A 13,969-nucleotide genomic window follows, 5' to 3' on the forward strand; every position below is an offset into this window, starting at 1 on the left:
GAGTAGGTATAGTAAAGTTACGTATGCTGCAACTTCACTGAATGAGAGCCCGGATGAGTTCGCACACAGAAAAGCCGCAAATATGATCCAATTCGATAAAAATTATTCACTTGATAGTCAACCAGATGACCCCTTGTTGATAAATATACCCGCCTTATATACTCAATAAAAATATAGTTCTGCACGTATATTGCACAGGTAATACCAAAACAACCAATACCCAATTATGAAAAAGCTAGTATTTATATTCGTGTTTGCAGTAGCTACTGCATTTAGTGCTCAGGCGCAAAACGCAAGCTTCGGTGTAAGAGGCGGTGCGAATATTTCTAACCTGTCCGGCGACCTGCGTGATGAAGACCGTTTCGAAAATAAAGTTGGATTCCATGCCGGTGTCATGGCTAACTTCGGCATCGTCGACAATTTCTTCTCTATACAGCCGGAGTTGCTTTACTCTGTGAAGGGTTTTAAGAACGAGGATTCTGAGTTTACGCTACTGGGCCAGAACTGGAGAAGAGAGGGTAAGGTGAATTACAACTACATCGACCTGCCGGTGCTTGCCAGAATTAAGGCAGGGCCTTTGTATTTTGAAGCAGGCCCGCAAGCGTCTTACCTCGTGAGCGTAAACAATGAGACAAAGTCTTACCTGAACGGCCAGTTACAGAACACCTCCCGCGATGAGAACAGCAAGGATGGCCTGAAAGAATTTGAAGTGGGTTATGCAGCCGGGATCGGTTTCACTTCTGCTAACAATGCCATCAGTTTCGGAGTGCGTTACAATGGTGCCTTCAGCGACTTCGTGAAAGAAGACTTGAATTTCGACGGAGACCTGACCAACGCCCGCCATTCTACCTTCATGGTGACGGTAGGCTTGGCACTGCCAACGGGCCGCTAATTAATTTCTTAACTAGAGAAGCCGCCGGGTGCACAGCATCCGGCGGCTTTTTTGTGTCCGGCTATACCTGCTCCTATACTTAACTAAATGCCGCCGTCAGGAGTACAAAGAAGCAAGGCAAGACCCTAACCACGTTACTAAACCCGCAACTATGACAAAGACCATACTCCTGATAGGACTGCTGCTGGTCATCTCGTTTGCAGCAGAAGCCCAGTATTACCGCTACGGCGTAAAAGCTGGTGGTGGCTTCTCCAGAGCAGCCGGCTCAGATGCTCCTTCCGACCAGATCAACCACCTGGCAGGTATACATGGTGCCTTCGTTTTTGACTATGAGTTTGCTTCCCGCCTTTCGGTGCAGCCCGAGCTCCACTACAGCCGCAAGGGCTTTACCTATGACAACTATACCTTAAACACTCCCTCCGAAACCGCCCTCACCGGCGACCTGCGCCTCGATTACATCGAACTCCCCCTTATGGTCAAACTGCAGAAAGCTGCTCTGTTCGTAGAGGCTGGTCCTTACATGGGTTACCTGATCAATGTCGGCAACAAGGTTAATATGGTGAGCACTGATCCTACCCTGGATCCTCCACTCGTTCTGGGTCGCCAAGATTTCAGCCGGGATGATTTTAACAGCTTTGATGCCGGTTATGCTTTGGGTGGTGGCTTGATGCTCGAAAGCGGTTTCTTTCTGAATGTGCGCCACACAGGCAGCCTCCGCCCATTTCCGAAACAGGACCTGACCCAGCGTAACCTTGTCTGGCAACTTTCTATCGGCTTTCTGATGCCTGCAAGTAAGCCTGGCAACTGGTAAAAGCGCACTCGTATACCTTAAAAACAGTACAGCCCCGCTACTTGGATCAGTAACGGGGCTGTGTTGTTTTAGAGAAGGAGTTTACTTGCTCATCTCTGCGTAGTGCTTATAGAACTGCGGGATCGTCTCTATACCTTTCATGAAATTGAACACACCAAAATGCTCGTTAGGGGAGTGGATCGCATCCGTATCCAGACCAAAGCCCATCAATACAGAATCCAGTCCGAGCTCTGACTTGAACATCGCCACGATTGGAATAGAACCACCGCTGCGCACCGGCACCGGCTTCACCCCGAAGGTTTCTTCGTAAGCTTTGGCAGCCGCCTGATAAGCGATCGAATCTGTAGGCGTTACCACCGGCTCACCGCCGTGGTGTGGCTTCACCAGCACCTTCACGCTCTTCGGCGCAATGCTTTCAAAGTGCTTCTTGAATTTCTCTGTGATCTCCTCAGAAGTCTGGTTCGGCACAAGGCGCATCGATATTTTGGCAAACGCCTGGGAAGGTATAACTGTCTTGGCGCCTTCCCCGGTATAGCCACCCCAGATGCCGTTCACATCCAGCGTCGGGCGTATGGAGTTACGCTCCATAGTCACGTAGCCTTCCTCGCCATGCACATCCGATAGGTCGAGCGCCTGCTTATACTTGTCCAGACTGAATGGGGCGCGGGCCATCTCGGCGCGTTCCTCCTGGCTTAGTTCCTGCACATTGTCGTAGAAACCAGGTATGGTGATGTGGTTGTTCTCGTCGTGCATCGAAGCGATCATCTGGCACAGGATGTTGATCGGGTTTGCCACAGCGCCGCCGTACAGGCCGGAGTGCAGGTCACGGTTCGGTCCGGTTACTTCTACCTCCACATAACTCATACCGCGCAAACCGGTCGTAATCGAAGGCGTATCGTTGCCCAGCATACCTGTGTCCGAGATCAGGATCACATCGGCAGTTAATTTCTCCTTGTTATTTTTAACGAAAGTAGCCAGGTTGGCAGATCCCACTTCCTCCTCGCCTTCTATCATGAACTTCACATTACAAGTTAATGCGTTGTTCTGCATCATGACTTCAAAGGCTTTTACGTGCATGTACATCTGGCCTTTGTCGTCGCAGGCGCCACGGGCGTAGATCTTACCGTCTTTAATTACTGGCTCAAAAGGAGGCGATGTCCACAGTTCATAAGGATCGGCAGGCTGCACATCGTAGTGGCCGTACACCAGCACCGTAGGCAGGCTTGGGTCCACCACTTTCTCGCCATACACAATCGGGTAGCCGGCAGTTTCGCATAGCTCCACGTTATCGGCGCCGGCTTCGCGCAGCTTTTGGGCTACGAAGTCAGCTGTGCGCAGTACGTCCTGCTTAAACTTTGGGTCGGCGCTTACAGAAGGTATGCGCAGCATGTCGAGCAGTTCGTTTATAAATCGGTCTTTGTTGTCAGCGATATATTGATTCATAGTCTAGATAAATGTCCTGCGCTAAAGGTACAAAAAAAGCCACCCTTCGGAAAGAGTGGCTATTAGAATGCTTATACCTATGGGTGGCTATACTTATTTTCGGAGTCCGAGCTTGATGTTGGCTTTGCTCTCCTCGCCATTTATCAGGCGGTTGATGTTCTTACGGTGCGTTAATACCACCACGGCGAACACCACAAATCCAAAGATGATCAGGATCGGGTTATCCGGATGGAAACGCGGCAGCAACAGGAGTATGGGAAAGGCAAGTGCCGCAATCATAGAGCCCAGCGACACATACTTAGAAGTAAAGAGCACGATCACAAAAATGACCATGCACATCAGGGCTACTTCCAGGTGTATGGCCAACATCATACCCAGCAGCGTTGCCACTCCTTTTCCGCCCTTAAAGCGCTCGTATACCGGAAAAATATGGCCTACCACTGCCAATGCGCCCATGGCCAACTGATAGAACATCAAATCATCGGCGGGCACGGCGTTGAAGATCACCAGTAAGGCTGCCAGCGAAGTGGCTACCCAGCCTTTGAAGATGTCGATCAGCATCACGATGGTGCCCGGCTTTTTGCCCAGCACCCGAAATGTATTGGTTGCGCCGGAGTTACCACTGCCGTGCTGGCGTATGTCAATCCCGTAGTAAGCCTTGCCGATCCAAACGGCGGTAGATATAGATCCAATTAAGTATGCTACTATAAATAAAGCGGCAATTAAAAGTATGTTCATGACGCGTGTGCCAGGTTTCTGTTTGCATTAACCACACTTAACAGAATTAAGTGCGGTTTGCCCGTGTGTTTTTATTTTGAAAAGAACCCAAATATAGGGACTAGTTATTTTAATATCCAAACGGTGGATATCTTTCCCTATACGGCCGTAATGCGGGTATCGGTTATTGCCAACCTTCCTCCTCTTCAGCATTTCCTTTTTTCTTCTTCTTTTTCTTCTTTGTGTCCTCTACTTCGTCTTCAGCCATATTAAAGCCCCCCTGCTCTGCTATTGGTGCCTGGGTTGCCATTTTAAAAGGATCTTTACCGTTCAGGTAGTCGTGCTTGAACTGGTCCACAAAGCGGTTCTTATCGATGCCTTCACCCATGTACATACCGTACTTACGGGAGCGACCGCCACTGGCCTTGGAGCGGATGGTTTTGTTCAGGTCAGCGTCAGAGGATACAACCACGAGGCCGTTTTCCAGGTAGCTCAGGAACACCCAGGTATAAGGATCTGCCTGCAGGTACAGGTTCACGACCGGTTCGCCGTTCAGGTCCTGCTTGATCTCCATAAAGCCGTCCATGTTCGCGTTGATCTCTTCCTTCATCACGTTGGACAAGCCAAGCTTGCCCACGCTGTACCAGGCATTGGTTTTGTTGGACCAACGCAAATCTACGTTGTCGAACACCATGCTGCGCACCAACTTGTTTGAGAGTTTTGGTAAAGCGATCGCACCGCCCTGGTAACGTTGCGCGTCGCGGTTGCCGATGATGTTGCCCAGTTTGTAAAGCATCGCCTCGTCACCACCCTGGTCGCCGCCTCCGCGTATAGCCGTCTCGTTCAGTTTTTTGCCAAGTGCCGTGATAACCGAAGTATGCATGTTCATGTCAAAAGCCATGAGCGCATCGATGGCATAATAGCCGCTGTCGGTTTTGGCTATACCTGTTCCGGCCGACTCTATTCCAAAATCCTTCAGGGAATTCACCAGGTTCAGCTTGCCTTCAAAAGTTACCGTTTTGGAGCCTTCGTTGTAACGCAACTCGCTGCCTTCGTAAGATCCGGCAGCTGAACGGGCTGCATCCGTAATCTTAAATTCGCTTTTCTCCTTGTCGTAAGACAGGTCGCCGCTCACGGTAAAAATGTCCAGGTCGTCCTCGTACTGCTTCTTCGAAACGAAGGTGTTGTAGGGTTTAAATGTTCCACGTGACAGGTGCAGACCTGTGTACAGCTGATTTCCGTCCGGAGCCTTCTGCTTCATGATCGGGATGCGCACGTTGTCCGGGTTCAGGGAGTCACGCTTGAACGGGAACCAGTCCGAGTCTTCTTCGTTTCCGGTGAAGTTCAGCTTCAGGTCGCCATCAAAATCCATGTGTGGGCGGTAGGAGTACATTGTCACGTTTCCTCTGTAGCGAATATGCGGGAAGATGTAGAAATTATCCGTTTCGCGCACCAGCGACTGTGCATAGGTTGTGTTGATGCTTGATTTCTTCTTCAGTTCGTGCTGCTTGTACAGGAAGTCGGCAAACTGCAACTTAAACGAATCAGAAGCAGCATTCTGATAATCATGTATGGCCGTACCACTGAAGGCATTGCGCGATAGCACGTTGATATTGCCTGAATACAGTTTATGGAACTGCTGCAGGGAGTCAGCCAGAACGCGTGCATTGCGCAGGGTAGTAATGGTTGCACCTGCCGCCACAGCTACTTTTCCGCTGTCAGGTATAATGTGCACATCACCTACAGGTATGTAGGGCACGCCGCCTGCCAGAATAGAGTTTACTTTGAGATCATACTCACCGGTGGCGGCGCTAAAGTACAGGCCTTCCTGCTCCGGGTGCTGCGAGTAGAAGTAGTTTTTACCGCTTGCGTCATCGGCTGCCAGACTTACCTTTTGCTGCTTCATATCCCAGGTGGCGCGGCTCATAGATGTTTTGTACTGCGCCTTCGGGAACTCGATACTCGCTATACCTTTCTGCTCACTGCCAAACTTGACAAAGCGCTTGTCCAGGTCGTAGCTAATGGCCATATCCGTCGCTTTCATGGCTGGCTTACCTTCCACATCCGATTTCACGATCATCTGTGCATTGTTGCCCGACAGGTTGCGCCCTTTGAACGAAAGCTTCTGTGAAACGATGTTGGCATCGGCGTTATCCAGTTCGCCATCGCCATACAGTCCCCCCGGCGACAACTTGGCTGTACCCGTAAACTTGAATTCTTCTTTGTAGATCTTCATTGGGTCCTCGGCAGCGGCCATCAGGTACATGGTGTCCTGCTTCGGCACCCAGATCATTTCATAGTGCCCCAGGCTGGCCATCGGGAAGCTGGCCTCGCCGCCTCCTGCTTCCACTTTCGCGCTGGCTCCTTTTTGGGTCACCACTTTGTCGAGGTAGTAGGTATACTCCGGCGCCTCTAAGGTAGAGGTCAGGTACTTGAGTTTGCCCCGGCTCTGTATACCTGCCGAGGTCATCATAATGGTATCATAGGCTATACCTTTGCCACCGAATGCCGGCAGTCCTTTCGGGCCAGGCTGGTAGTAGAAGCCAAGCGTTTCGTCCGGCATCATGGTCAGCTTAGTCTTGATCGGTGGAAAAATATCGCCGGAATAGAAGGTACCATTGAAGCCGAGCATGCTTTTGCCTTTGCTCAAACTATCGAGTTTGTAGGATGGGATGTCGAAGTAAACGGTGCTGTCGTAGGCACCTGCCAGTACGTCCGGCCTGGCAAAGGCCACCTGCCCACCCATCGGCGAGTCAAATTTCGGATACTCCGGGTAGTGCTTGCGACCCGACTTGTTGTTTGGCTTGTTGATGTAGAGCTTACCGGACATTTTGCCCGACCGGCTGGTCATCACCTGTTCCAGTTCTTTCTTTTTGCCTACCGCATGGCGTTTCTTTGTCACAAAAGCCACGGTGTCCAGTTTCTGCATATCGATCATGAACTCATTATAATCGAACTTGAACTGAGAGCCTCTGAAGTTCAGACGGCCTGCGTACAGCCTGCCACCGAACTCCATGTTGCGGTTGTCGAGCAGGTGCACAATGCTGCTGTCAGGCACGACGTAAACGGTAGAAGAGTCGTTGTTGAAGGCCATTTTCTCCACACCACGCACCGTCAGGCGGTTGCTGTTCAGGTTGAGGGTAGCGTTACGGCCAGACGGCACCACCGATTTGATCACTAGGTGGTCGTAGTCGCTTAGATTCTGTGCCGAGCCTACATAGTGCCAGGCTTTCGGCTTCAGGGAGATAAAGTTAGTCTGTCCGTCGTAGGTCAGGTACCCTTCGCGGGCCAGGCTAATGGCCGCTTCCCGCACCGCTTTCTCGTTCAGTTTCGATGCCTTGGCCACATCGAATGCGTAGAAATCGTTGGTTTTGGCTTTGGCGGCATACGACACCAGCACCTGCAGCGGGTGGAAACTAGCTACACCGACCAACTGCTGAAAACGCATGTTAGAGAAATACTGCGCCGATTCCAGTTGCACCGGTATAAGGGTTTTGGTATTCAGGATCGAGAAATTGACGTGCGGTGTACCCAGGTTCCAGGCAACACGCTCAGCTGTGATCTCGAACTTGTGGTAGCTGTCGTAGAAAGGAGACTTGCTATACATACCTTTATCACGGGTCAGGACCAGTTCGCGGGTTGGCTTGGAGTAGCGCAATTGCATGGCCGGATGCGTAAGCGAGTCCCGGCGCTGGTTTTGGTAGATAGCAACGTATGCCCTGTTGGCAAAAATAATGGAGTCGTTCAGGTTGTAGTTGTGTGCCATAGACCGGAACTTCTTCTTTCCGTCTTCCAATACTGCCAGCGCAGAAATACTGCCGTCGAGTGGCTTACTACCGATCAGGTTGCCGGCCAGCGTAAAACCACCGGAATAGACTATATCTTTGCCCAGGCTTTTTACTTTTGCATCGTTGGTGTAGGAGGCAAAACGCGGATAGGATTTCTCTCCGTTCGTGCCGGCTTTGGTGCTTCTGAACTCAAAAATACCCTCAATTGGGGCGTCGAGCACAGCATTGTAGGTGATGGTGGCTACAGGTACTTTGAAGGCGGCTGCCGTAATATCAAAATTGAAGGCCTTGAAATCGGCTGAGACCGGCTTGCCATCAGCTGTCCATGAAAAGGAGCCGCCCTCCCCGACGAACAGATTGGTCGCCAGCATTAGGTGCCCGCTCGTTTTCATGATGGCAGTGGAATCGTGTATGGTGGCGAAACTCAGGTTGACATTCTCCAGCTTCAGCACCGGGCCGCTCACCTTCGGCTGAGCAGGTATAAACATCTTCTTGAAGTCGTCGCGGCGCTTCTTCTCAGCTACTTTTGGGTCTACTTTTTTTGCCGCAGGCTTAGGCGTGTCCCAGGCATCTCCCCAATCATCAGCAGTAGCCTCTTTGCTTTCGCCTGCTACCTCATCGTCCCAGGAGAAACTTTCCCAGTCGCTTACCTCCTCCGACTTTTCTTTGTCTTTCGGGGCCGCCTTGCCTTCATAGGCAAAGCTCACGGCGCCCCCTGTGGTGCGCAGGGCATACTGCTTGTTCTGGTACAGTATACCTGTGGTCAGGTAACTGCTGCTGGTCTTAAAGAAACGATCGAGGGCTGCACCCTCATCCTGCTGCACAGCCTTGGCCACCACCTCCAGCATGTTGTCGATCTGAGCACCACGCATGTTCTGATGGTTCACGGCGCCCACCAGCATCTCGTAGAAGTTCTCGTAATGCGGATTGACGCGCAGCTTCTTGCGGTACATCAATTGCGAAATGTCGATCACCTGCTGTTTCTGCTTATCGGATAGTCGCTGGTTGCCCCACACGCTCTCCAGGGCAGCTCCCAGTGCTTCGGCATTTTTGGCTTTGCCAGTCACCAGCATAGCTTTGGCATCGGTGATATACTGCGCCGGGTCAGTTGCTAGCTTAGTCTGGGCTTGTGCTGCGAATACAGCCAGGAAAAATAAAAAGGGTAGAAGTTTATATTTCATAGGTCGGAAGGATAATCAATTACTTGTTCTTAAAAATAGCAGACACCCAGTTGTTCTTGGTGCGGTGCGACACGTAGGTCAGTCCCAGTTCAGTAGCCCGCTCCAGCAGCGCCGGCAAGTCTTCAGTATAAAAGCCGCTTAGCAACAAGGTGCCTGCTGGCTTTAGCACCGCCACATAGGCCGGCATGTCGTCGAGCAGCACGTTGCGGTTAATGTTGGCCAGGATAATGTCGTAAGGCTGGTCTCCTTCAATTGTCTCGGCACCGCCTAGTCGCACGTCTATACCTGCATAGCCGTTTTCCTGCGCATTCTCGCGGGCATTTTCTACCGTCCAGTCTTCTATTTCTACGGCTACGATCTCAGCAGCGCCCAATTCTCCGGCCATAATAGCTAGTATACCTGTGCCGCAGCCCATGTCCAGAACGCGCTTGCCCTGGTGGTCGAGTGTCAGCTGGTTTTCGATCATGAGCGTGGTGGTTTCATGGTGGCCCGTGCCGAAGGACATTTTCGGGTTGATCACGATGTCATACTTTGCCTCAGCTGGTTTCTCGTGGAACGAGGCCCGCACAGATACCTGCCCGCCGATGAAGAGCGGCTCGAAATTGCGCTCCCACTCTTCGTTCCAGTTCTGCCGCTCAATCTTCTGTACCTGATATTCCACGGTGGTATACCCGGCGTAGCGGGCGATCATGTTAGTGAGTTCGCGCTGGTCGAACTTGTCTTCGTCGATGTAAGCGTTAAAACCCTCGGCTGTGTCCTCAAAGGCATCAAAACCCAACTCGCCCATTTCGGCAGTGAAGATGTCGGCAAAATCGGGGCTTACTTTCAGGGCAACTTCTATAAAATCCATGTGTGTTGGTTAAGGACGGCACGCCGCGTAGGAGCGCACGTTGGTAAAGTGTACAGTAAAATCAGCAAAATTCCGGTTATCGGTCACGTAGAGCACGTGGTCGGCAAAGGCTTTCTTGTTGGTGATGTGCCAGATGGCCGTGCCATCGGCAAAAAGTTTATTACTCTCGCGGTATACCACCATGGAGGCAAAGGCTTCTTCATCGCCCAGGTATACCGTATAGGCAGCGGTGTTCTTATACCTGGGGTCGCGCTCCAGGTATACCGAACCATAGATGCGGCAAATGTCATTGCTGGCTACCGTGACGGGCGAGGGGGCTGCTGGCTGCGCCGCCGCCAGGTATGGAAGCAGCGTTAACCAAAAGGATATTATCAAAATCATAGCAGATAATTTAGCCAAATATAACTATATCTACAAGAAAAAAGGCTGCCAACTTTTTTAGTTAGCAGCCTTTTTCCTGTGTTACCTGATTCTCAGAACGATTTGATAATGTCGGTAAAGTCGCGTGATTTAAGCGAAGCCCCTCCGATCAGGCCACCATCAACGTCTGGCTGAGAGAACAATTCCTTCGCGTTGCCCGGGTTACAGCTGCCTCCGTACAGGATTGAGCAATTGAAAGCCGCCTCGGCGTCAAACATGCGTGAAAGCTGCTCGCGGATGTAAGCGTGCATTTCCTGGGCCTGCTGGCTGCTGGCCGTACGACCTGTACCAATAGCCCAGATCGGCTCGTAAGCTACCACCACCTTATCAAACTCTTCGTTGCTCAAATAAGAAAGACTGTCGTGCAGTTGCTTGCCCACGTAGTCGAAGTGGCGGTCTGCGTCGCGCTCGTCCAATGGCTCGCCGCAGCAGAAGATCGGCGTTATACCTTGCGCAATGGCTGCTTTCAATTTCTTGTAAAGTGTCTGGGCATCTTCGTGGTGGTACATGCGGCGCTCACTGTGGCCAATGATCACGTACTGCACTCCCACCGACTTTAGCATACCAGCCGACACTTCACCGGTAAAAGCACCACTTTCGTGCTCACTCACGTTTTGCGCAGCCAGGTGCATCAGGTCGTTGCCTTGGGTTAGTTTGCCCACGCCCTGCAGGAACGGGAAAGGCGGCGCCACAATCACGGTCACATCGCCGTTCACTTCGTCCTTCACCATGTTATCGATTTCCGAGACCAGCGAAAGCGCCTCCTCGTAAGTCTTGTTCATTTTCCAGTTACCGGCAACAATTCGTTTTCTCATGTTTTATAGTAGCTATTGATTTTTTTGATTTTCACCTATACGGCAAGTTAACAAAATATAGTATACCTGCCTTGCTATACCTTAAAACAAAAGCCGCCGCAAATTCAATTGAGGCGGCTTTTATACCTTACGTTACAACCTTTCCTTCAGGAACCTGGCCGTATGGTTATCCTTCAGTTTCGCCATTTCCTCCGGCGTGCCTTCAAAGAGCAGGTGCCCGCCATTGGTGCCTCCTTCCGGCCCCAGATCGATGATCCAGTCGGCGGACTTGATGATGTCCATGTTGTGCTCGATGATAACGACCGTGTTGCCGTTCTCGATCAGCGCATTGATGGACTGCAGCAGTTTGTTGATGTCGTGGAAGTGCAGACCGGTGCTTGGCTCATCGAAGATAAACAGGATATCCTCCTGATGCGCCTGCACGCCTTTGGTCAGGAACGAAGCCAGTTTCACGCGCTGCGCCTCACCACCCGACAAAGTGTTGCTCGACTGCCCCAACCTAATGTAGCCCAGTCCCACGTCGTTCAACGGCCTCAGTTTCTCTACGATCTTTGACTGATCGGCAAAGAAATCGATGCTGTCGGCAATGGTCATGTCCAGCACTTCCGAAATGCTTTTCTCTTTATACCTGACATCGAGCACGTCCTGCTTAAAGCGTTGGCCGTTGCAGCTCTCGCAGGTCAGGTAGATGTCCGCCATAAACTGCATCTCGATCTTCACCTGGCCTTCGCCCTGGCATACTTCGCAACGACCACCCTCGATATTGAACGAGAAATGCGACGGCTTGAAACCACGCGACTTAGCCAGCGGCTGATCAGCGTATAGGGAACGGATCGCATCGTAAGCCTTCACGTAGGTCACCGGGTTGGAGCGCGACGACTTTCCGATCGGGTTCTGGTCCACGAACTCTACGTGCCGGATCTTGTTGTAGTCACCGGCCAGTTTATCGAATTTACCGGTAGACTCAGCCGTGTTGCCGTGCAGTTTCATCATGGCCGGAGCCAGTATTTTCTTGATCAGGGTAGACTTGCCAGAACCACTCACGCCTGTCACCACAGTCATCACGCCCAAGGGCACTTTCACGCTCAGGTTTTTGAGGTTATTCTCACGGGCGCCCTGTATTTCGATGGCATTGCGCCATTTACGGCGCTGCGCCGGCACCGACACCTCCATCTCACCGCTCAGGTATTTGGCGGTATAGGTATCGGCAGTGCGGGTCATCTCGTCCAGCGTCCCCTGGAACATCAGGTTGCCGCCACCCGAGCCGGCCTCCGGACCAATATCGATCAGTTGATCAGCGGCACGCATCATTTCTTCTTCGTGTTCCACCACAATCACGGTGTTGCCCATTTTTTGCAAAGAGCGCAACACACCGATCAGTTGTTCAGAGTCTTTAGGATGCAGACCTATACTTGGTTCATCGAGAATATACATGGAGCCTACCAGGGCACTTCCCAGCGAAGTCGCCAGGTTGATACGCTGACTTTCACCACCGGATAATGTATTGGAAAGTCGGTTGAGCGTGAGATAGCCCAAGCCCACCCGCACCAGATAGCCGAGGCGGTTAGTAACTTCCGTTACCAGTCGTTCGGCTACGTTACGCTCATGCTCGGTCAGTTGCATGTTCTCAAAAAATGCCAGCGATTGTGTGATCGGCATCAACACCAGATCGGTGATGCTCTTGTCATTGATCTTCACATAACTGGCGTCTTTGCGCAAGCGAGAGCCTTTGCAGTCGGGGCAGGTGGTGCGGCCACGGTAGCGCGACAGCATCACGCGGTACTGTATTTTGTGCGTCTGTGCTTGCAGGTGCTTAAAAAAGTCGTTGAGTCCTTCGAAGTATTTGTTGCCGGTCCACAGCAGCTCCTGCTCTTTTTCGGAAAGCTCACTGTAAGGGCGATGGATCGGGAAGTCGAATCGTATACCGTTCTTCACGAGCGGCTGCAGCCATTCGTTCATCTTTTCAGATCGCCAGGGCGCAACGGCACCTTCGTATACCGTCAGGCTTTTGTCAGGTATAACCAGGTCGGGGTCTATACCTAGCACACTGCCAAAACCCTCGCAGGTCTGGCAAGCACCATAAGGATTGTTGAAGCTGAAGAAATTGACAGAAGGCTCTTCGAACACCATGCCGTCGAGCTCAAAGCGATCCGAGAACACACGCTCTTCGCCGTCGCCATACTTCACACGACACTCCCCGTTACCTTCAAAAAAGGCGGTTTGCACGGAGTCCGCAATCCTGAACTGCAGGTCTTCGTCTGATTTGTAAATCACGGCGCGATCCACGAGAATGTATACCTGCTTGCCCAGCTTCGGCTTTTTCTCTTCCAGAAGCTCTTCGATAAAGTATACCTGTCCGTCGGCGTAAATACGTGAATAGCCTTTTTGAAGCAGCAGGTCCAGTTCTTTGGCAAGTGTGCGCTCTTTGTGCAGTTGCAGCGGCGCCAGAATCATCACACGGGCTTCATCCTCCAGCGAGAAGATAAAGTCCACCACATCGGCCACGCTGTCTTTTTTCACTACCTCACCCGAAACAGGTGAATAAGTTTTGCCGATGCGGGCGTAGAGCAGCTTCAGGTAGTCGTAAATTTCGGTGCTGGTACCCACAGTAGAACGGTTGTTCTTGATGCTCACCTTCTGCTCGATGGCAATGGCCGGACTGATGCCTTTGATATAATCGACGTCAGGCTTATCCATACGCCCCAGAAACTGACGCGCATACGAGCTCAGGCTTTCCACATACATGCGTTGCCCTTCGGCATACAGCGTATCGAAAGCCAGAGATGATTTACCGGAGCCGGAAAGGCCGGTGACCACAATGAATTTGTTGCGCGGCAAGGCCACACTGAGATTTTTGAGATTGTGCACGCGGGCGCCTTTGATGATAATGTGCTGGCGCGGATCGAGTGTTTCGAGGTTATTTTCGGATGTGTTTGCCATAAAGTATAGCGTAGGCTAGATAAAGCCCACGCATGACGAACTGATTTTTTACGATGTAAAGATACAAATACCCGGTCGCATTCTGAAGGCTTTTTACCCCTTGGCGCTATAC

General features: G+C 51.5%; 9 protein-coding genes. 2 read left to right on the forward strand and 7 right to left on the reverse strand.

What is annotated here, in order from left to right; all coding sequences use genetic code 11:
• The first annotated feature begins 226 nt into the window (after positions 1–226).
• Together L1278_RS17850 and L1278_RS17855 are read left to right on the forward strand one after the other, a co-directional pair.
• On the forward strand, positions 227–892 hold the full coding sequence (locus tag L1278_RS17850) for a porin family protein (protein WP_253406386.1): 666 nt from the start codon (positions 227–229) through the stop codon (positions 890–892).
• A gap of 151 nt (positions 893–1,043) precedes the next feature.
• Positions 1,044–1,703: a porin family protein gene (locus L1278_RS17855; protein ID WP_253406387.1), complete on the forward strand. Its 660-nt coding sequence runs from the start codon at positions 1,044–1,046 to the stop codon at positions 1,701–1,703.
• 81 nt (positions 1,704–1,784) lie between these two features.
• Here L1278_RS17855 and L1278_RS17860 read toward each other — a convergent pair whose 3' ends face one another.
• The 7 genes from L1278_RS17860 to uvrA form a co-directional block, all read right to left on the reverse strand.
• A complete protein-coding gene (locus tag L1278_RS17860; RefSeq protein WP_253406388.1) occupies positions 1,785–3,146 on the reverse strand; it encodes a dipeptidase in 1,362 nt (453 codons plus the stop codon).
• Between the two features lie 93 nt (positions 3,147–3,239).
• Positions 3,240–3,884, reverse strand: a complete 645-nt coding sequence (gene plsY / locus L1278_RS17865) for a glycerol-3-phosphate 1-O-acyltransferase PlsY (protein WP_253406389.1) — start codon at positions 3,882–3,884, stop codon at positions 3,240–3,242.
• 163 nt (positions 3,885–4,047) lie between these two features.
• Positions 4,048–8,832 (reverse strand): hypothetical protein, encoded by a 4,785-nt coding sequence (locus L1278_RS17870; protein ID WP_253406390.1) that lies wholly within the window; start codon positions 8,830–8,832, stop codon positions 4,048–4,050.
• Between the two features lie 19 nt (positions 8,833–8,851).
• Positions 8,852–9,682 carry a 50S ribosomal protein L11 methyltransferase gene (gene prmA / locus L1278_RS17875; RefSeq protein ID WP_253406391.1) on the reverse strand — a complete coding sequence of 277 codons (831 nt, stop codon included), beginning with the start codon at positions 9,680–9,682 and terminating at the stop codon, positions 8,852–8,854.
• Positions 9,683–9,691: 9 nt separating this feature from the next.
• Entirely contained in the window at positions 9,692–10,063 is a 372-nt protein-coding gene (locus L1278_RS17880) for a hypothetical protein (protein ID WP_253406392.1), read from the reverse strand.
• Between the two features lie 92 nt (positions 10,064–10,155).
• Entirely contained in the window at positions 10,156–10,917 is a 762-nt protein-coding gene (gene tpiA / locus L1278_RS17885) for a triose-phosphate isomerase (RefSeq protein WP_253406393.1), read from the reverse strand.
• 132 nt (positions 10,918–11,049) lie between these two features.
• On the reverse strand, positions 11,050–13,857 hold the full coding sequence (uvrA, locus tag L1278_RS17890; protein ID WP_253406394.1) for an excinuclease ABC subunit UvrA: 2,808 nt from the start codon (positions 13,855–13,857) through the stop codon (positions 11,050–11,052).
• Positions 13,858–13,969 lie beyond the last annotated feature (112 nt).

It is taken from the genome of Pontibacter sp. HSC-36F09 (genome assembly GCF_024171605.1).
GTDB lineage: Bacteria > Bacteroidota > Bacteroidia > Cytophagales > Hymenobacteraceae > Pontibacter.

Bases quoted from the DNA above. Each gene is read 5' to 3' on its own strand.
- L1278_RS17850 (WP_253406386.1), top strand. From the start codon at position 227: ATGAAAAAGCTAGTATTTATATTCGTGTTTGCAGTAGCTACTGCATTT.
- L1278_RS17855 (WP_253406387.1), top strand. From the start codon at position 1,044: ATGACAAAGACCATACTCCTGATAGGACTGCTGCTGGTCATCTCGTTT.
- L1278_RS17860 (WP_253406388.1), bottom strand. From the start codon at position 3,146: ATGAATCAATATATCGCTGACAACAAAGACCGATTTATAAACGAACTG.
- plsY (WP_253406389.1), bottom strand. From the start codon at position 3,884: ATGAACATACTTTTAATTGCCGCTTTATTTATAGTAGCATACTTAATT.
- L1278_RS17870 (WP_253406390.1), bottom strand. From the start codon at position 8,832: ATGAAATATAAACTTCTACCCTTTTTATTTTTCCTGGCTGTATTCGCA.
- prmA (WP_253406391.1), bottom strand. From the start codon at position 9,682: ATGGATTTTATAGAAGTTGCCCTGAAAGTAAGCCCCGATTTTGCCGAC.
- L1278_RS17880 (WP_253406392.1), bottom strand. From the start codon at position 10,063: ATGATTTTGATAATATCCTTTTGGTTAACGCTGCTTCCATACCTGGCG.
- tpiA (WP_253406393.1), bottom strand. From the start codon at position 10,917: ATGAGAAAACGAATTGTTGCCGGTAACTGGAAAATGAACAAGACTTAC.
- uvrA (WP_253406394.1), bottom strand. From the start codon at position 13,857: ATGGCAAACACATCCGAAAATAACCTCGAAACACTCGATCCGCGCCAG.